Below are 17,923 nucleotides of genomic sequence, written 5' to 3'. Positions count from 1 at the left end.
TTAGTTACCCCGGCTAGTTTTTAATGTCTTGGCCTGAATTAGGAGCCGCTCTAATAGCGGCACTACTTCATACGTTAATAAGTCCCCGACCAACGCCTTGTCCCCTTGTTCAACCGCCTCCACCATCTCTTTCCACTGCGGTTGGAAGTCGCTTAATAGCTGGTGCATGTCCCCGCTCGTTGGGCCGCCTCCGGATGAGACTTCTCGTAAAGCTTCGCTCAATTGAGTCAACCATTGCATTCCCTCGAAGAGCTGCTCCAACTTCGCCCATCCGGCCATATCATTGCGATAAAATGCATCAGCCAAATCTTTCACTTCGGGGAGCGCACGTTGGATATATTCCTCGGATGAATGGATCATATCCTCGATCAATTGACCGCGCGTACGCACCTCGACGATTACTTCTTTAATTGAATTTAGTTTCGACGCAAGAACATCGTAATGGTCGTCGTATATTTCTACACCATCTACTGTCATATGACTTATTAGTAAGTCCGCTTCTTTCATTTTTCGGTCCAGTATTTCAAACAGTTCGCTCAACGCATCCTCTGTCCGGACTTCATACCGATCATCCAACATCAATACCTGCAAGCGGATCTCCTCCACGTTGGAAATTACAAGTTATACATTCTTTATCGGTTAAGGGGGTAAAATTCTGAATAGATTCTCCCTATGGGAATTAGAAGCAAAAGAAAGAAGGCCCCCTCGCGGGAGCCCTCTATCGGAGAGTTTCTTATTAACGGAGCAACTGGAGCACGCCTTGCGGCTGTTGGTTCGCTTGAGCCAGCATCGCTTGCGCAGCTTGCGTGAGGATGTTGTTCTTCGTGAACTCCATCATCTCTTTCGCCATGTCTACGTCGCGGATGCGGGACTCGGCAGCCGTAAGGTTCTCTGCGGAAGTTGCCAAGTTATTGATCGTGTGCTCGAGGCGGTTTTGGTTCGCGCCAAGCTTTGCGCGCTCTGCGGATACGCGTTCGATCGCGTCGTTGATGACCGTGATCGCCGCAGACGCCTTCGTGGAATCGCTCATGTCAAGTCCATACTCGACATTCGTTGCATCCGTTCCGTTCGTTACGGTCGTGTCGGCCGTGAACCAAGCTTGGACGTACCACTTGCCTGCTTCGCCGCCAACTTCGCCGCCGGATTTCATGACGCCGTTCAGAACGAGGTCGTCATGCTTCCGGGAGATGTTGACCCAGATGCCGTTGTCGCCGCCGGAGTTCGTCGTCGTAACGCCGATCGCTTTGGCACGCATGTCGTTGATGTCGAGGGACATCGACTGATTCTGGTTCGCGCCGATCTGGAACGTGACGGAATTATTCGTTCCGCTGGAACCTTCCGTGACTACCGTGAAGGAGCCTACGGAAGTCTCTACACCTGTAGTCAATTGCGTTCCCGATGTAGTAACTCGGATTCCATTAGCCGTATACGTGCCGGCTGCAAGACCGGTAGAACCGGATGCGATCGTCGTGGACGACCCGTTCACGTTCATCGCGTAAGTGAAACTAGGGGTGGTGGTGAAAGTGACCGTATCGCCGTCTCTACCGCTCGTGCCGCTACCGATCGTAAAGCTCAGGCCATAACCGGTGTACGCGTGAGTTGCCGAGGAAAGGTCAGTCGTCACTGTATCAGTAATCGAATAACCGGATCCAACACCGGAGATCGTAAAGCCGCTTGCGCCGTTGGCTCCCTTCAGCGTGATCGTCCATGTCATATTGACAGGAGGAAGATCATTCGCGCCCGAAAGGCCACTGCTCAACGCCGGGGTGCCAATCGCGATATTGGTCATCCAATCGTTAGTGCCCGAGTTTGTACTTGCATAGCCAAGCTGATTCGTAGTGTATGTGTTGGCACCGGACATCACGCCACTCGCGAATTCAACCGCACCATTGCCTGTCAAACCGGACGTGTTGAACGAGAACGAAACTCCGAACTGGTCATAATTGACTACGCCGCCGGTGATTGAAATCGTATCGTTGATTTGGCCGCTTGCGCCGGAACCAAAGATCGTGAGCGTCTTTGCAGTGTGGTCGTACGTGATGGAGAAGCCGCTGTTGGCGAAGTTTACCGCACCGGAAGTAATCGTGACACCGCCGCCGAAGTTCGCACCGATATTGCCGCTCGATCCCGCCGTCGTCATTGCATCGGAGACCGTTTGGTCAGCATGGTCGACAGCCGTACGAGTGAATTTCACCGTATTTGTGCCGGAAACCAAATTACCCGAGCCCACGATCGTAATGCCCGTAACCGCAGCCAAACCGGATGCGCCTGCGAAAGTCTTGCTGCCCGCTGCGTTGGAGAACAGACCTGTAAATTCCGTGTACGTGTTCGCCTTCGCGCCGTTGAGGAGCTTCTGCGTGTTGAATTCCGTCGTGTTGCCGATCCGGTTGATTTCCGAGGAAAGCTGGTTGATTTCCTTCTGGATCTCAGCGCGGTCGACGGCGACGTTCGTGTCGTTGGAAGCTTGCGTCGCGAGTTCGCGCATCCGCTGGAGGATGTTTTGCGTCTCGTTCAGCGCGCCTTCCGTCGTTTGGATCAAGGAAATCGCGTCCTGCGAGTTCCGGGAAGCTTGATCCAAGCCGCGGATTTGGGCTCTCATTTTCTCGGAGATCGCAAGACCTGCAGCGTCGTCGCCTGCGCGGTTGATGCGGAGACCGGAAGAGAGCTTCTCGATGTTCTTGCCCGAGTTGACGTTGTTGGAGGACAGCTGACGATATGTATTCAGCGCCGCCAAGTTGTGATTAATACGCATTGATTCTTCCTCCTTGAAGATCTAATGGGCCACGTCCGTGTGGCTGAGACTTTCCCCTAGGTCGGCCGCCCTAGTTTTGTCCCTACCCATTTTTATCGGCAAACCTCATCCGAAACTTTAGACTTCCGATAGAAAAACTAGAAAAAAGAAAACGGCAGCCATAGCGGGAACCTCGCCCGCATCGACTGCCCTCTTCCCCCGGCTCTATTTTTTTCCGCCGAACAGCTCGTCCAAATCCTCTGGTCTTACGGTCAGCGAAGCTTCGCGGTTTGACTGCTGGATCATGTCGAACACTTCTTTGCGGAATATGTCGATCGATTTCGGCGCGTTGATGCCGATCTTCACGGTATCTCCCTCCACCCCGAGCACGGTGATTTCGATATTGCCGTCGATCACGATCGATTCGCCCTTTTTGCGGGACAGGACCAGCATCAGAGATCACCCCGCCTTCCACCGGTCGCGGCGATTTCTTGCAGGTTGACGGCATGCTTTGTCTGATACCCGCTGTTATGAAGCACCACCTGTTTCGCCGTACGGGTCCGTTGGTTCAAAATGACCGGCGCCAGCAAATTCAACGTCATTTCCTTCCGTTCCGAAATCGTAATGATCGCCACCGTCATAACGTCTTCCTCGGTGCGGATATCCAGCTCTTCTTGGACGGAATCCGGCAAATCGATCGTATAGTCCGGAAACACGAGGAACGGATTCATGACCATAAACGCCAGCGCGCCGTCCTCGATCGACTGCATGAACCATACCGGGATTTGCGCGTTAGGCGGCTGTAGGAAAATAAAGTCTCGGCAATGTTCGAACCCGGGAATGCCTTGCGGGAACCGAACGATTTTGTCCTCCTCAACTTCGATTTCCCCGAACCGAGTCGTATCTAGTTTCATATCGTATCGCACCTTTGCCCAAAAATAAAACTATAGATCATTCATCTATAGTCGAAGTTCTCTATCATTCATTTATGTCCTAATCTAGACGGTTTGATCAATGACCGGAGGAGTAATCTCGAGCGAGGCCTTCTGCTGCAAGTAAACTCTGACCTTACCGACGTGGTATTGGATTTGCGGCGGATTCGGGCTCGACTGTACCGACACGCTGCCCGGCTCGAATTGCATGTCCGGTTCCACTGCCGTATACGTGACATCGACAGGATCGGGCGTGAACGGCCCTTCGTAATTGATTTTAAAATCCCGAAATACGCTGTCGTATGCAATATCCGCAATAGCATTCTGACCGGTATGAATCGCCTTCATACGGTTGCCCTCGTCGACGCGTCGGCCGATGCCTTCCAGCGCGAGACGCTGTCCTTCTTGGGCCATCAAGCGCGTAAACTGAAACACGTTCCCTTTCCCGAACGCCTCCCGGGCTCGGGTCGAATCGATGGTCAGTTCCCCGCGGTGATAGGTTGCTACCAACTTCGGATGTTTTGTATTCATTTCGAAGTTGGGCCGGGGCTGCTTAATTTCGTAGCGCCCCGGCTCGCTCTCGATCCCGATTTTGGCGAACTGCTGCCGCATTTGAATGCTTGCGCCGACCTTCACTCGCGTTCACCTTCCGACGATCCGGTTTCAAATTATCTCAAGAAATCTACAAGACTTTGGCTAATAATTCTCGAACCGATGGATAAGGAAGCTTGATACACGTTCTCAAACGTTTTCAGCGTCGTGATCAGCTCCGCCATGTCGGCATTTTCGATATTGGCCTGCAGCGTCGTCAAGTTGTAGTTGATATCCTTCATTCGTTCGCTCGCAAGCTCCGTCCGGTTCATCTTCGCGCCGACGTCCGCCCGCACGGCAAGGAATTTGTTCATTCGCTGGTCCAGATTGCCGAGCAAATCGGATACCTTCGCCGTATCCCCCGCATCGAGCGCGTTGTAGATGTCGTTCATCACCCTGAACAGGTTGTCGTTCTCTTCCGGAGCGCCGAAGACGGCGTCCCCGGTAATGTTGACGGCGATGTTCACCCCGGTGCCGATCTCGAATTCGATGCCGCCCTTGTCCGTGCGCGCCGATTGCGCTTGGATGAACACGCCTGCGTCGCTGGCTGCGAAACCGGCCGTCTCCTCCAAATCAGACAGATCCCCCGCGGCGCTGAGCCATGCGATCGCGAAGCTTCCGCCGGTCACTTGCACGGAAGATGTCGTCCCCGCCGAATTCGAGGCGATTCTCAGCTGATTGTTTTTGCCGACCGTTACTGTGACGTCCGTGGTCGCCGTCGCTGCATTAATGCGCGACTGCAAGTCGGCCGCCAGTTGTTCAGCCCCCGCGTCCCCTAACGTCGTGTAATCGAACGGAGGAATCGTCACAGATACCGTCTGCCCGTCGACGATAAGATCCAAAGCGTTATTCGACGAAGTCAGCACGGCGCTGCTTACGTCGACGTTGCCTTGGGAAAATCCGCTCGTCGCCGGCCTGCCCTCGGAAACGGCTGCGCTGTAAGGCGGCACATCCGTGAGCTGACCGTTAAACACGTACTTCCCGTTGAATTGGCTGTTCCCGATCGTCGTGAGCTGTTTCGTCAATTCAAGGATTTCCGCCTTGATGGCGTCGAGCGCGGATTGCGGGTTGCTTCCCGTCGAACCGTTCACGGTTAACTCTCGCACCCGCTGCAAGATCTGGTTCGTCTGGTCCAGCATCGTGTCGGTGTACTCCAGCCACGAAGTCGCCGTGTCGATGTTTTCCTGGTATTTTTCGTGGATTGAAATTTCGGCCCGGTACCGAAGCGCGAAAGAAATGCCGACGGGGTTGTCCGAAGGCTTGTTTATGACTCGGCCCGTATTGATCTGCTCTTGGTACTTTGTCATCTGCGCCAAGTTATAGTTATAGCTGCGCATAAACTGGCTGTTGATCATGCCTTGCGTTACGCGACCCACCATGCCTTAAGCTCCTTTCCCGCCGTTCGGGTCTACCGTTAACGGCCTACTGTACCCATGCCGTTAATGACTTTGTCGAGCATTTCGTCGAACGTCGTCAGCGCCCGCGCCGCAGCGTTGTAAGCATGTTGGAATTTAATCATGTTCGACATTTCTTCGTCCAACGATACGCCGCTTACCGATTGTCTGCGCGCGTCGATTTGATCGACCAGCGTCTGTTGGTTATCGGATTGGCGCGTCGCTTCCTGCGCTTGAATGCCGATTTCCCCGACGACCGCCCGCAAAAATTCGTCGAACGTGCCGCCGTTCAGAATGATTTTCTCCAAACCGCTGCCATCGAAATTGAACTTCTGGTTGCGCAGTTGCGCGATCTGCAGCGCGACCTCGTTGTTCCCGCGTACGACGCGCACGACGCCGTTAGCGTCCGTGTAGGTGCGAGCTGACGTCGCGATTTTCTCTACGTCGTTCGCGATATCCGGGTGTAAACGGAATCGTTCAGCCGCCGTTTTCGGGTTGTCCGGATCGAGCGGCGCGAACTGGAAAAACTCGCCGCCGAGCGTGACCGGATGCTCAAGCGTGTAGCCGGTTTGATGCACGGCGTTGAGCTCTGCTGCAATCGTCGTCACCAACGCGTCGAGCTGGTTTTGATATCCTGTAACGATTCGATCCTTCGAGTAGATCAATCCGAACAGCTCCCCGCTGTTCAAGTCGCCCGATCCGTCCTCCGCGTAAGCGGACGTAACGAGGTCCGAATCGAATTCGGTCGGCACGTTGCCTTCGACCAGCACTTCCGACCCCATCGAGATCGTATAACCCTGTTCTCCGTCCTGCACGGTAAGATTTATAATCTTGGACAAGTCGTCGACCAAGACGTCTCGGCGATCCCTCAGGTCGTTGGCATTGTCGCCCAATCCCTCGTTGCGGTAAATTTGTTCGTTCAGCCGGGCGATCTGCGTAAGCAGCGAATTGACCTCGCCGGCTTTCACGTTGATACTGTCGGACAAGTCCGACTTTAAATCGCTCAATTGGCGCGCCGCGTGGTTGAACGAATCCGCCAGCGCCAGCGACGACTCTTTCACCAGCGCTCTGGCTTCGAGATTGTCCGGAGCTTTGGACAGTTCCTGCCAGGAACTCCAGAACGTATTCAGCACGCTGTTCAATCCGGTATCCGAAGGCTCATTGATGATCGCTTCGAGCTTTTCCAGCGTCTCTTTGCGAACGGTCCATTGGCCTAAGCTTTTGTTTTCGTTATAAAATTGCTTATCTAAAAACTGCTCCCTAACGCGGGTAATCGAAGAAAATTCGACGCCTTGTCCCATCTGTCCCGGGACGCCGGAACGCATGAGGCCTACGGCTTCGATCGGACTCGACGCCGTCATATTGACGACCTGCCTCGTATAGCCGCGCGTATTGGCGTTGGCCACATTATGCCCCGTTGTCGAGAGCGCCGCTTGATGGGTGAATAAGCTTCTTTTGGCGATTTCTAAACCGCTGAACGACGAACGCATGAGGTCGCTCCTTTCGTAATGCGCGGGATGGGATCGTTACGCTTTGGAATCGAAGTAGCTCATGCGCTTGGCCCCGCCCGTCGCTTGTGACGCAGGATTGTGGTAGATCGGCTCCTCATCCGGTCCGAGCACCAAATCCAATGTGTAATTTATATAGGAAATCGATTGCTCGATCAGCTTCTGATTCAGTTCATTTTTCGTTTTCAACTGTGCGATCGCCGCCGTTAGCCGATCTCTCGCGTCCAGCAGCCGCTTCTTCTCCTGCGGATCGGTGACCATGCGAGAAAGCTCCGTCACTGTGACTGCCCGCGTCGTTTGGAAGCCTCTCGCCCGGAAGAAGGCGTTAGTCGCGTCGGCCTGCTCTTTTAAGAGCGTGTCGACGACCTTCACCGCCCTCGTTTCTCTATTCACGATCGCGGACACCTCGTCCACGTTGTTGCGAATTAGAGCTTCTTTCTTCTGTTCCGCCAATGCGATCAATTCCTCGTGTGTTTCCGTCATCCGTTCCAAGACGGACAACAGCTGTGCGACCGTCACCGGCGTCACCCCTTCGTTGTTATTTTAAAAACGGCAAAAGCTTCTCGGCGAGCTTCTCCGCATCGACTCTGTACGTGCCATTCTGGACGGAGGCTCGCAGCTGTTCCAGCCGCTCAGCCCGATCCCCTTGGTTCGCTCGCTCGGCTTCTAGCATTTCTAGCGCCTCGGGAGAAATTTGCACGTTATCCTTCATGCTCGCTTGCTTGCCCTTGCCAGCGATTTTAGAGTCTTGGTTTTGGTATCCGTTCCGGTACGCGTTCACCGAAGTAATCCGCCCGGATTCGTTGATTTTCATTTGCAACCACCGCCTATACCGACAAAATAAAAAAGGAAACCGATATTCATATTATACATATCGGTTTCCGAATCTATTTTGTTAATATACGTTTTTTCCTATTTTCTATCCTTCAAGAAACCTAATCCGCGCTCGGGCTGATTCGTCCGGTCTTCGGACGCTTTCATCGCGTTGACGTCGCGCACGAGCCGCTGCCGGCAGCTTTCGCACATTTTCCCTTCTCGGATCGATGTCCCGCACACTTCGCATTCATAGCTCAAGTTCGGCAGCTCCGCGATCGAGATGCGCCCCTCGCGGATGAATTTCGTGATTTGCGCCGTGCTGACGCCGGTCGCCTCGCTCAGCTCCCCGAGCGTGCATTTCCGATTGTCGCGCAAATACTTCCAGCATTTATCGAATTGCGCCTCGATCTCTTGATGGCAGTTCGGACAAAGCGGCCGCGGTCCCTTCGCCATCAATCGGCCGCATTTCGGGCAATTCGTCACATTCAAAGACATCATTACACCTCCGATAGTACCAGCGAATAATTATTTCACTGCGTAAATTGTACTGCAAATATATGGTTTTGTATATTGAGAGATTGCCGACTTTCGGTCTACCTCGCCCATGTTAATCCGTAGATAGACAAGCCATTCGACCCGAATCGTTCGGCGACCGTAGCCCCGCACCGCTGCATCGTGCTGCCGGTCGTGTAGACGTCGTCGACGATGACGAGCCGGACCGGTCCGGAGCGAAGAAGCCGCTCCAGCTCGGCCGCGCCGTCGTCCCGCAGCGCGAATGCTCGGTCCAAGCTTTCGAGCCGTTCGCGGCGGGTTTTGTAGCTTTGCTTCTCGGTATGCCGCGTGCGCGAGAGCAGCGGGAGGACCGGCGCGCGGAACCGGCGGCCGACGTATGCGGCCATCGCTTCGGCTTGATTGAAGCCGCGCTCCTCGAGGCGCCGTTCGCTGAGCGGCACGAACGTCAGCGCGGCGCGCGCCCGAGGCGGCGTCTCGCTCCGCCACGCGTCGGACGATAGCCGCTCGTACGCCGCGCAGGCCATGTCGCCGAACAGCGGCGCCAGCCGCTCCGAGCCCCGGTATTTGTAGCGGGCCAGCATCTCTTTCATCATAGGCGTATACCGCACGGCGGCTCGGTTCGCGACGATGTGCGACACCGCGCGCCGCGCGCAGTCGCCGCACGCCTCCGCCCGTCCGCACGCCGGGCAGAGGGGGCGCGCGATCCACGGAATGCCGGACGCGCATGCGCCGCACAGCCGCTCCATCGCTCGGAGGGCGGAAGGAGAAGCGTCGGGAGGGAACGCCGGACGCCCCCGACGCGCGGCGCCGCACCACAGGCAGGCGTCCCCGCCCGGGCCGAGCCCGCGTTCCAGCAAGTCGAGCAGCCGCGACCACCACGCATTACCGCCCCTCATGCGTCAAATACCCTTTCTTTCGCGCGAGCGCGTTCATCGCGCGAATGTCGCGGATCGCCTGCCGCTGCGACGACGTCCACTCCGAGGAACAGAAGTACACGTTCCCGTCCGGCTCCTCCCGCTTCCTCCCGGCGCGGCCGGCCATCTGGACGAGCGACGCATCGTCGAACAACGAGCTGTCCGCGTCCAGAATGAAGACGTCCGTCTTGGGTACGGTGACGCCGCGCTCCAAAATCGTCGTCGACACGATAATGCGCAGCCCGCCGTCGCGGAACGCCTGCACCTTCGCGGCGCGCTCCTCGTCCTTCGACGACGTGCCGGCGACGGGCGCCTCCGGGAACGCGGCGCGGAGCAGCCGCGCCACGGCGTCCGCGACCGCGATGTGCGGCACGAAGACGAACAGCTGCGCGCCGCGGCGCAGGCTCGCCGCGATCGCTTCGCGCAGCGCGGGCGGCGGCGCGGCGTCCTTCCAGCGCCGAAGGGGCGGCAGCGCGAGGCGGCGGGGCACGGGCAGCGGGCGCCCGTGGAATCGCACGCACACTTTGGCGTGCGGGAGGCGCCCACGCCGGGCGGCCTCGCGCAGCTCCGCCGGCGGCGTCGCCGACAGCAGCACGAACTTGCCGCCCCGCCGCGCCGCTCCTTCCGCCGCGAACGCGAGCTGCGCATCGCCACGGTACGGGAACGCGTCGACCTCATCCAGCACGACGAGGTCGAACGCCTCCCGGAACCGGAACAATTGATGCGTCGTCGCGATCGTCAAGGAGCCGGACGCCCAGCGATCCTCGCTGCCGCCGTACAGCGCGACGACCCGCTCCGCGGGGAACGCCGCTCGAAACCGCGGCACGAGCTCCAGCACGACGTCCTTCCGCGGCGTCGCCACGAGCGCGCGCCCGCCCGCGCGCAGCGTCCGCTCGACGAGCGGAAACATCGTCTCCGTCTTCCCCGCTCCCGTCACCGCCCAGAGCAGGAACGATCCGCCTCCGGGGCGCCCCAAGAAATCCAGCGCCGCCGAGGCCGCCTCTGCCTGCGCGGGGCTGAGCCCCCAGCCGCCCGCGCCCAACGGGCGAACGGCCGAAGCGCTCCCGCTCCCGGCGCCGGAAGAGCCGCCCCCGACCCCCTGCACCAACAGCGCGCAAAACCGAACCCGCCCCATCGTCAGGCAGGCTTCGCAATACGGGCACGGCTCGCCGCAGACGGCGCAATCGGCCAGCGGCAGCGGCGCCTCCAGGCCGAAGCCGCAGCGCACGCACCGATACCGCGCCCACCGCCCGGCCTTCCCGCGCCCCCTCCCCCGCCAACCTCGCAGCCAGCGCCTCAGCCACCCCCGCACAGCGCCCGCTCCCGCATCCGCCGCGCCGTCTCGCTCCGCGCCGCGTCGCAGCCGAAGCCGCCCCTCCAGCGCGCCCCACTGCGCCAGCGGCGTCCACGGCTCCGGCCGATCGAGCATCGCCTCGATCTCCTCCCGAAGCAGCAGCCTGCCTTCGAGGCGGCGCACCCACCGCTCGTACGCCGGCTCGTCCAACATCCACCCCGCCGTCGGAACCCCGAACGCCTCCCGCAGCGACACCCAAGCGCCGCTCCCGGCTTCCCCCGGTCCTCCCGGGCACTCCCGTTCCAGCCGTTCGCGCAGCTCGACCGCTTGCCCGAAGGACAACCGGCGCCCGCCGCCGAACAACCACACCCGGTCCGCGCCTTGCCGCTTCCACCAGAGCGCATCGGCCTCGGGCGCGATGCTGACGACCCACCGCCAGCCGCCCGCGTCGGCGACGCCGTACACGACTGCTCTCATTCCCAGCCCTCCTCGGAATAACGCAAAAAAGCACACTCCCTTCAAGGCTTTCGCCCCAAAAAGAGTGTGCTTCACTGTCCCGATTATACCGCCGATCCCGCGCCTCCGGCAAGCGCCCCTCGAATCACCACGATCTCGTGAACGGCGCCGATTCGCGCGAGCCGCGACTGCGCCTCCGACGGCGTCGCCGCCGAAATCAACTCCCACTCCGCATGCAGCTTGCCGAGCAGCCGCTCCGCGATGCGCAGCGTATCGTCCGAGGATCCCTCGTCGATCAACGTAATTTTCGTATATCGCGACTTCAGCCACTGCCCGAACGCCAAAGCGCGGAGATGCCATTCCACGATCGAACCGGCATCGCGAGTCACGATCACCGCATGCTTCGTTCCCTCGCGCCCCTCGCGGGAGCGCCGGCGAAGCCAATGCACGAGACCGACGCCGATCCCGTAAGCGGCGATAACGGCGATCAATTCTTCCACCATCGCAGCTCCCTCCTTTGGCAACATCATATGCCGCCGCCGGAGAACTGGTGACTCCTCCGAGGAAACCCCTTACATACCGCAAAAAGGCCGGGTTACAGCGTAACCCAGCCGTTTTTGATCGCGATGATGACCGCCTGCGTGCGATCGTCGACGTTCATTTTTTGTAAAATGCTGCTGACGTGATTTTTAACCGTCTTCTCGCTGATGAACAAATAGTCGCCGATCGACCGGTTGCTCTTCCCTTCCGACATGAGCCGCAGCACCTCGGCCTCGCGGCGCGTGAGCGGGTTGTCTTCTGTATGGATGAACCGCACGCCGACCGACTGTCCGCCGATATCCGCCGTGGACGTCGCCGCCGTTTCGAGCTCCGCATCGTTTTCCGTCATGCGGCGAATTTGGTTGATCAACTTCCCCGTCACCCGCGGATGGATGTACGCATGCCCAGCTACGACGGTGCGGATCGCTTCGATCAGCGTTTCCGTCTCCATGTCCTTCAGCAAATAACCGGAAGCGCCTTTGCGCAGCGTTTCGAACACGTAGCTTTCGTCGTCGTGAATCGACAAGATGACGACCTTCACGTCCGGCATTTCCTTGTACAATGCCTCGGTCGCCTCCACGCCGCTTGCGATCGGCATGTTGATGTCGAGCAGCACCACGTCCGGGCGCAGCTCGCGGCACAGCTCGAGCACCGTCTCGCCGTCGCCGCATTCCGCGACGACTCGAAGCCCGGGCTCCATATTCAAAATCCGTTTCAATCCTTCCCGAAACAGCGAATGGTCGTCCGCCAATACGATCCTTACCTCGGAAACCGGATTCGTCCGTTCAGCCATGGTTCGCATCCTCCTTCGTTCCGTCGTCCAACGGAATTTCGATCGCGATTTTGGTGCCTGCATTAACATTCGATTCAATCTCGAATTTTCCTTCCAGCAGCTCCACGCGCTCCCGCATCCCGACGAGCCCGAAGCTCTTCGTGTCGCCGGCGTGCGCCCGCGCGCTCCATTTCGAGAGGTCGAAGCCGACGCCGTTGTCCGCGACGACGACCCTCACCCCGCCTTCCGCGGTGAACGACAGCTCGACCGTCACGAACGTCGCTTCCGCATGTTTCGCTACGTTGTTCAAAGATTCCTGCACGAGGCGGAAAAGCGCGACTTCCATGCCGGTTTCGAGGCGCCGTTCCTTCCCGCGCAGCTCGAATTTCGTGCGAATTTTCGTCTTCTCCTCGAAATCCTGCGTCAGCTTGCGGATCGTCGGCACGAGCCCGAGATCGTCGAGCGCCATCGGCCGCAAATTGAAAATGATTTTCCGCACTTCCTCAAGCTCCGTCCGCACGTTTCGTTTCAAATCGCCGAGCTCCTGCTTCACGACGCCTAACTCGCCCTTCGCCAGCATGCGCTCCGCGATGTCCGTCCGCAAAATCAAGTTCGCCATCGACTGCGCCGGCCCGTCGTGAATTTCCCGCGCGATGCGCCGACGCTCTTCCTCTTGCGCAAGGATGATCTTCAGGCCGAGCAGTTGCCGATTTTTCGCCGACTCTAAGATGCGGGTCACGTGGCCGAGGTCGCCGGACAAATATTCGAGCACGACGTTCATTTGCGAGAACAGCGATTCGGCCCGCTCGATCGTTCGTTCGACGTTCCGAATCCGCTTGTGCAGCTCGTCGCGCTTGCTTTTCAGGTTCGTTTCCTTCTCCCGATTGACGGTGAGCGACAGCTGCAGCTGCGTGGCGTTCTCGTACGCCTCCCGGATATCCTTCTCTCCGTAACGCTTGAAATCGCGGCTGACCTCGACGAGCCGGACGCGGGAGCGCCGGTACTGCTCCTCGAGGCGATCGACCGCTTGAATGGTCTCCGTCAGCTCATCCATGACCCGTTGAAGCTCCGCCGCGAGCGATTCCCGCTCCTGCCGCGCCGCCTCGCCGATTTCGAAAATATCGTATTTGCTGCTCTCCAGCGCCTCGGTCGCATTTTTGAGTACGCGCTCGATGGCATCGACTTCAACGTTCAACGGAATCGCCTCCACGGTCTAAGCGCCGCCTCTGCATGGTTATCTTTACTGAATCGTAATGCCTCTCGTCGCCGGATCCCAAACGACGTTCAATCCGAGCTGCTCGGACACGAATCGCAGCGGCAGCATCGTCCGCCCGCCCCGAAGCATCGGGGACACGTCGGAGCCGATGCGCGCGCCGTCGGCGATCATTTCGGTCTGACCGATCCACAGCTCGACGAAATGTCCGCCTTTGCGGATTGTTACCTTCTTATCGGCCGCGTCCCAATCCACGTGACCGCCGAGCGCGTCGACGACGAAACGCACCGGCACGAACGTCCGCTCTCGATCGATCAGCGGCGCGACGTCGAGCTGCTGCGGCTGCCCGCCGACGACGACGTCTTTCTTGCCCACCGTCAGCGCGACCGACGTGCCTCCGCCGGTCTTAGACGGATACAGCAGGTTCAGATCGTCGAACACCAACTCGCCTTGGATCGCCGCCTTGCTGACCACGTACAGCCGTTTCAGCGACACGGCGCGGTACGGCGTTACATCGACCGATACCGTACGCCATCCGGTCCAATCGACCTTCTCCGCGATCGTCGCCCGCTGCACGTTCCCGTCCGCATCCGTGAATTCCGCGCGCAGCCAGCCGCCCTGGCCGTCGCCGAACACGTCGAGCTCGAGCGCGATCGGGCCGTCCGGCAGCGGAATGCCCGCCGTGCCGTTGAATGCCGCGTACGCGGCCAAATCGGTGGCGCCGTCCCCCGCCCTGAAATCATAGGCGAGGTGCAGCTGAGTGTCATCCTCCGTGCCCGCCAAGGCGACGGAGGCGATCGCTTGCGCCGGATATTTCTCCGCCGAGATACTCCACGGCACGGTGGAGAAATCGGTAAGCGGCTTCTCTGCCGGGACGGGTATGCTAAGCGGCGTGCTGAAACCGTCGAAGCGCCCGACCAGCATCGCCTCGTCGACGCCCTCCGCGAAGCCCGCGAACGTCAGCGTGTCTTGTTGAATCGCGCCGAGCGCGCCGAACGCCTGCCATCTCACGATGCCCGCCGGAATCGTTCCGGTGCGTCCATCCGTCAGCGTCGCCTTCACTTCGAGCCGAATCGCATCGCCGGCGACCCATGCGCCCGGCGCTTTGCTCGGGACGACCTCGAGCTTCTGGACGAGCGTGCGATCGATAATTTCCACCGCGTAATCTTCGGCGATCGTGCCGGAATACGCGACTACGGTATCCGTCCCGCCCGCCGCTGCGGTGAACGAACCAGCCGCCGAATCGAGCAACAAATTCGTCCCTCTCGCCTTGAACTGCACCGGGACGGCCAGCTTCGCCGGGTCGAGCGGATTGTAATTGACGTCGTACGCTTTCGCCGAGTATGACGCGGTTTGCCCTTTCCACAACGTCTTCGGCCCGTCGACGATAAAATCCTTAAGCGCGGCCGGCAGCGCCGTCGTAAAAATGCCGAGACCGTTCACGACGCGGCGCTGCGAGCCGTCCTTCGGCGTATTGACGAGCTGCGCTTCGAATTCGCCGAGCGGCCGGGACACGATCGTCGTCGAGCCGCCGCCGTCCAAATTGACCGCGCGCCATAGCCCAAGGTCGACTAACAATTGCTGAAAATCGGGCAGCGTCGGCCCGACGCTGTCGTCGGCATGCTCCGCCGTCACCATATACACGTACCGTCCGTCTTTGGAAAACCCGACGGCGGTCCGAGCCGTGTTTCCGCTGCCGCTGATCCCCTTCACGTCTCTCGTGAATGCAGCGGGCGCGCCGTCGATCAGCAAAATCGTATGCCCGCCGATCAACATCTTAAAATCGTTCTCTGTATATTTCAGATTCGGATTCACGGGAACGAGCGAGGTTTTCGCCAGAAGCGCATCGCCGACCTTGACGTTCGCCGCCAAAAACTCGGCGCCCTTCCCGCCGGCGCTCAGGATATACCCGTTCGCCGGAACGGTTCCCGGAATGCGGCCGCCCGCCACGATGTTTTGCACGATCCCGTTAACGACCAGCACCTCGGTATGCGGCGTCGCGTCCTTCGCTCTCGTCGCGCTGCCCCATGCCGCATCGTACATGTAGATCGCGTTGCCGATCGTTCCGACGACCCGGTTCAAGCCCGTCAGCGGATACGTTTGACCGTTGACGGCCGCGACCGTCCCCGCCGAGGTGAACGTCTCGATGATCGGTTGGTTCTGCTTCGTAATTCCGAACGCGTACATTCCTTCGAGGCCCACGGTCGGCGTCGCCATCAGCGCGTTTCCCGCCACCTGCGGCCCGAGCGTCGACGGCTCTTGCGCCTGCATATCGAAATAGTCCCCGTTGACGCCGGCGACGGCCCCCGTCGCGCGCGCCATATCCAAGACGTTCGCCTTTTTCGTAAACTGCCCGTCGACGCCCGTCATGACGTCCAACTTGACGTTCGGGTTATGCAAATCCGCGATCAGCACCTGTACGTCGGTCGACACGGGCTGGGTATTCTTCGTCCGCGTCCATCGGTACGTTCGCAGCTTTACGCCAGCTGTGACGATCGACTCCTGCTGCATGACCAGCTGATGCTCCGCCGCGTATGCGGCCGGCGCGAAGGGACCGATGCCGGGAACGACGGCCGTACCGATCAAGAGGCTCCCTGCGACCGCGCCAATGAAGATCGGTTTTCCCCACCGCGGGAACGATGCTCTCTCGCCCATCCTAGTATTCTCTCTCCTATCTGTCCTTGAAGTCTAGTATCTCTCTAACAGTAATAGACTCCTAGACTATGGGAAAGGTTGCATTCTCTTTTAGTACATTTTTCTGGGAATGGCCCTCCTCTCCTAAAATTGATTCTCTTTACATACAACCTTCGTAGGAGAAATCCGTTTTCTGTCGGCCCGCTGGTAAAAAATCCTCTATAACGCAAAAAAAACGCCGCCCGCGATGATCGCGAACGGCGATGGATTGATCGATTCTGTCCTTCGGCTTACAGCGCTTCTTTGCGAAGCACTTCCGCTTTGTCGGTTCTTTCCCATGGCAAATCCAAGTCGTTGCGGCCGAAGTGGCCGTACGCCGCCGTTTGACGATACATCGGGCGACGGAGATCGAGCATCTTGATGATGCCCGCCGGACGCAAGTCGAAATGCTTACGCACGAGCTCGACCAGCTTTTCTTCCGATACCTTGCCCGTGCCGAACGTATCGACGGCGATCGAAACCGGCTGCGCGACGCCGATCGCGTAAGCGACCTGCACTTCGCACTTGTCGGCCAGACCTGCGGCGACAATGTTCTTCGCGACGTAACGAGCCGCGTATGCGCCGGAACGGTCGACCTTCGTCGGGTCTTTGCCCGAGAAAGCGCCGCCGCCGTGGCGCGCGTAACCGCCGTATGTATCGACGATGATTTTCCGGCCTGTCAGCCCGGCGTCGCCCTGCGGTCCGCCGATGACGAAACGACCCGTCGGGTTGATGAAGTACTTCGTCTCGCCGTCGAGCAGCGATACCGGAACGACCGGCTTGATTACGTGCTCCATGATGTCTTGCTTGATGCGTTCCAGCGTAATTTCTTCCGCATGCTGCGTCGAAATAACGATCGTATCTACGCGCACCGGCTTGTCGCCTTCATACTCGATCGTAACCTGCGTCTTACCGTCCGGGCGGAGGTATTCGACGATACCTTCTTTGCGGACTTCGGTCAAACGGCGCGACAGCTTGTGTGCGAGCGAAATCGGGAGCGGCATCAGCTCCGGCGTTTCATTCACGGCAAAACCGAACATAAGTCCCTGGTCGCCAGCGCCGATCGCTTCGATTTCTTCGTCCGTCATCAAGCCTTCGCGCGCTTCGAGCGCTTTGTCGACGCCTTGCGCGATGTCCGGCGACTGTTCGTCGATCGACGTCAGGACGGCGCAAGTTTGGTAATCGAAGCCGAATTTCGCGCGCGTATAGCCGATGTCCTTGATCGTATTGCGCACGATGGACGGAATGTCGACGTACTCGGAGCGCGTGCTGATCTCGCCGGCAACGAGCACAAGCCCGGTCGTTACCGACACTTCGCACGCGACCCGCGCGTTCGGGTCGTTCTTCAAGAAGGCATCAAGCACCGAATCGGAAATTTGATCGCAAATTTTGTCCGGATGTCCTTCCGTCACGGATTCGGACGTGAACAGGCGACGCCCGCGGTTTGTAGTCATGGTTATCGACCTCCTATAAGGAATAGTTTGCTGCGCCGAAGGCCAATCTATGCTCAAGGTGCGCATTCGCAAACGCAAAAAAAGGACCTTTCCCTAAGAAGGAAAAGGTTTCAACCTTTCGA

General features: G+C 58.9%; 17 protein-coding genes. All 17 read right to left on the bottom strand.

The genetic code is table 11. The features are described 5' to 3' along the window. Positions 1-591 (bottom strand): hypothetical protein, encoded by a 591-nt coding sequence (locus VE009_RS21135; protein ID WP_325011116.1) that lies wholly within the window; start codon positions 589-591, stop codon positions 1-3. A gap of 145 nt (positions 592-736) precedes the next feature. Beyond that, positions 737-2,752, bottom strand: coding sequence for a flagellin (locus VE009_RS21130; RefSeq protein WP_325011114.1), 2,016 nt, complete (start codon positions 2,750-2,752; stop codon positions 737-739). A gap of 204 nt (positions 2,753-2,956) precedes the next feature. After that, entirely contained in the window at positions 2,957-3,184 is a 228-nt protein-coding gene (gene csrA / locus VE009_RS21125) for a carbon storage regulator CsrA (protein WP_325011112.1), read from the bottom strand. Beyond that, the gene (fliW, locus tag VE009_RS21120) at positions 3,184-3,645 is read right to left on the bottom strand and encodes a flagellar assembly protein FliW (protein WP_325011111.1); all 462 of its coding nucleotides are present in this window, start codon (positions 3,643-3,645) and stop codon (positions 3,184-3,186) included. Before fliW ends, csrA begins: the two co-directional genes overlap by 1 nt. 84 nt (positions 3,646-3,729) lie before the next feature. Continuing rightward, on the bottom strand, positions 3,730-4,299 hold the full coding sequence (locus VE009_RS21115) for a DUF6470 family protein (protein WP_325011109.1): 570 nt from the start codon (positions 4,297-4,299) through the stop codon (positions 3,730-3,732). Between the two features lie 32 nt (positions 4,300-4,331). Further along, positions 4,332-5,633, bottom strand: a complete 1,302-nt coding sequence (gene flgL / locus VE009_RS21110; RefSeq protein WP_325011107.1) for a flagellar hook-associated protein FlgL — start codon at positions 5,631-5,633, stop codon at positions 4,332-4,334. Positions 5,634-5,668: 35 nt separating this feature from the next. Then, on the bottom strand, positions 5,669-7,138 hold the full coding sequence (flgK, locus tag VE009_RS21105; protein ID WP_325011105.1) for a flagellar hook-associated protein FlgK: 1,470 nt from the start codon (positions 7,136-7,138) through the stop codon (positions 5,669-5,671). A gap of 36 nt (positions 7,139-7,174) precedes the next feature. After that, entirely contained in the window at positions 7,175-7,675 is a 501-nt protein-coding gene (locus VE009_RS21100; RefSeq protein WP_325011103.1) for a flagellar protein FlgN, read from the bottom strand. Positions 7,676-7,694: 19 nt separating this feature from the next. Beyond that, positions 7,695-7,970 carry a flagellar biosynthesis anti-sigma factor FlgM gene (flgM, locus tag VE009_RS21095; RefSeq protein WP_325011101.1) on the bottom strand — a complete coding sequence of 92 codons (276 nt, stop codon included), beginning with the start codon at positions 7,968-7,970 and terminating at the stop codon, positions 7,695-7,697. 98 nt (positions 7,971-8,068) lie between these two features. Next, complete coding sequence (locus VE009_RS21090; protein ID WP_325011099.1) at positions 8,069-8,467, bottom strand: TIGR03826 family flagellar region protein; 399 nt, start codon at positions 8,465-8,467, stop codon at positions 8,069-8,071. A gap of 98 nt (positions 8,468-8,565) precedes the next feature. Continuing rightward, positions 8,566-9,381, bottom strand: a complete 816-nt coding sequence (locus tag VE009_RS21085) for a ComF family protein (protein ID WP_325011097.1) — start codon at positions 9,379-9,381, stop codon at positions 8,566-8,568. Further along, positions 9,368-11,170, bottom strand: a complete 1,803-nt coding sequence (locus VE009_RS21080; protein ID WP_325011095.1) for a helicase-related protein — start codon at positions 11,168-11,170, stop codon at positions 9,368-9,370. The genes VE009_RS21085 and VE009_RS21080 overlap by 14 nt, the downstream gene beginning before the upstream one ends. 83 nt (positions 11,171-11,253) lie before the next feature. Next, on the bottom strand, positions 11,254-11,652 hold the full coding sequence (locus VE009_RS21075) for a hypothetical protein (RefSeq protein ID WP_325011094.1): 399 nt from the start codon (positions 11,650-11,652) through the stop codon (positions 11,254-11,256). Between the two features lie 92 nt (positions 11,653-11,744). Next, the gene (locus tag VE009_RS21070; RefSeq protein ID WP_325011092.1) at positions 11,745-12,482 is read right to left on the bottom strand and encodes a response regulator transcription factor; all 738 of its coding nucleotides are present in this window, start codon (positions 12,480-12,482) and stop codon (positions 11,745-11,747) included. After that, complete coding sequence (locus VE009_RS21065; protein ID WP_325011091.1) at positions 12,475-13,656, bottom strand: sensor histidine kinase; 1,182 nt, start codon at positions 13,654-13,656, stop codon at positions 12,475-12,477. The genes VE009_RS21070 and VE009_RS21065 overlap by 8 nt, the downstream gene beginning before the upstream one ends. A 45-nt stretch (positions 13,657-13,701) precedes the next feature. Then, complete coding sequence (locus VE009_RS21060; protein ID WP_325011089.1) at positions 13,702-16,329, bottom strand: stalk domain-containing protein; 2,628 nt, start codon at positions 16,327-16,329, stop codon at positions 13,702-13,704. Positions 16,330-16,598: 269 nt separating this feature from the next. Further along, positions 16,599-17,801, bottom strand: a complete 1,203-nt coding sequence (gene metK / locus VE009_RS21055; protein WP_325011087.1) for a methionine adenosyltransferase — start codon at positions 17,799-17,801, stop codon at positions 16,599-16,601. Positions 17,802-17,923 lie beyond the last annotated feature (122 nt).

The organism is Paenibacillus sp., from assembly GCF_035645195.1.
In the GTDB taxonomy this organism is placed as follows: Bacteria; Bacillota; Bacilli; order Paenibacillales; family YIM-B00363; genus Paenibacillus_AE.
Note: the sequence above shows the minus strand (reverse complement) of the source record. Positions and strands in the feature narration are given on the sequence as shown.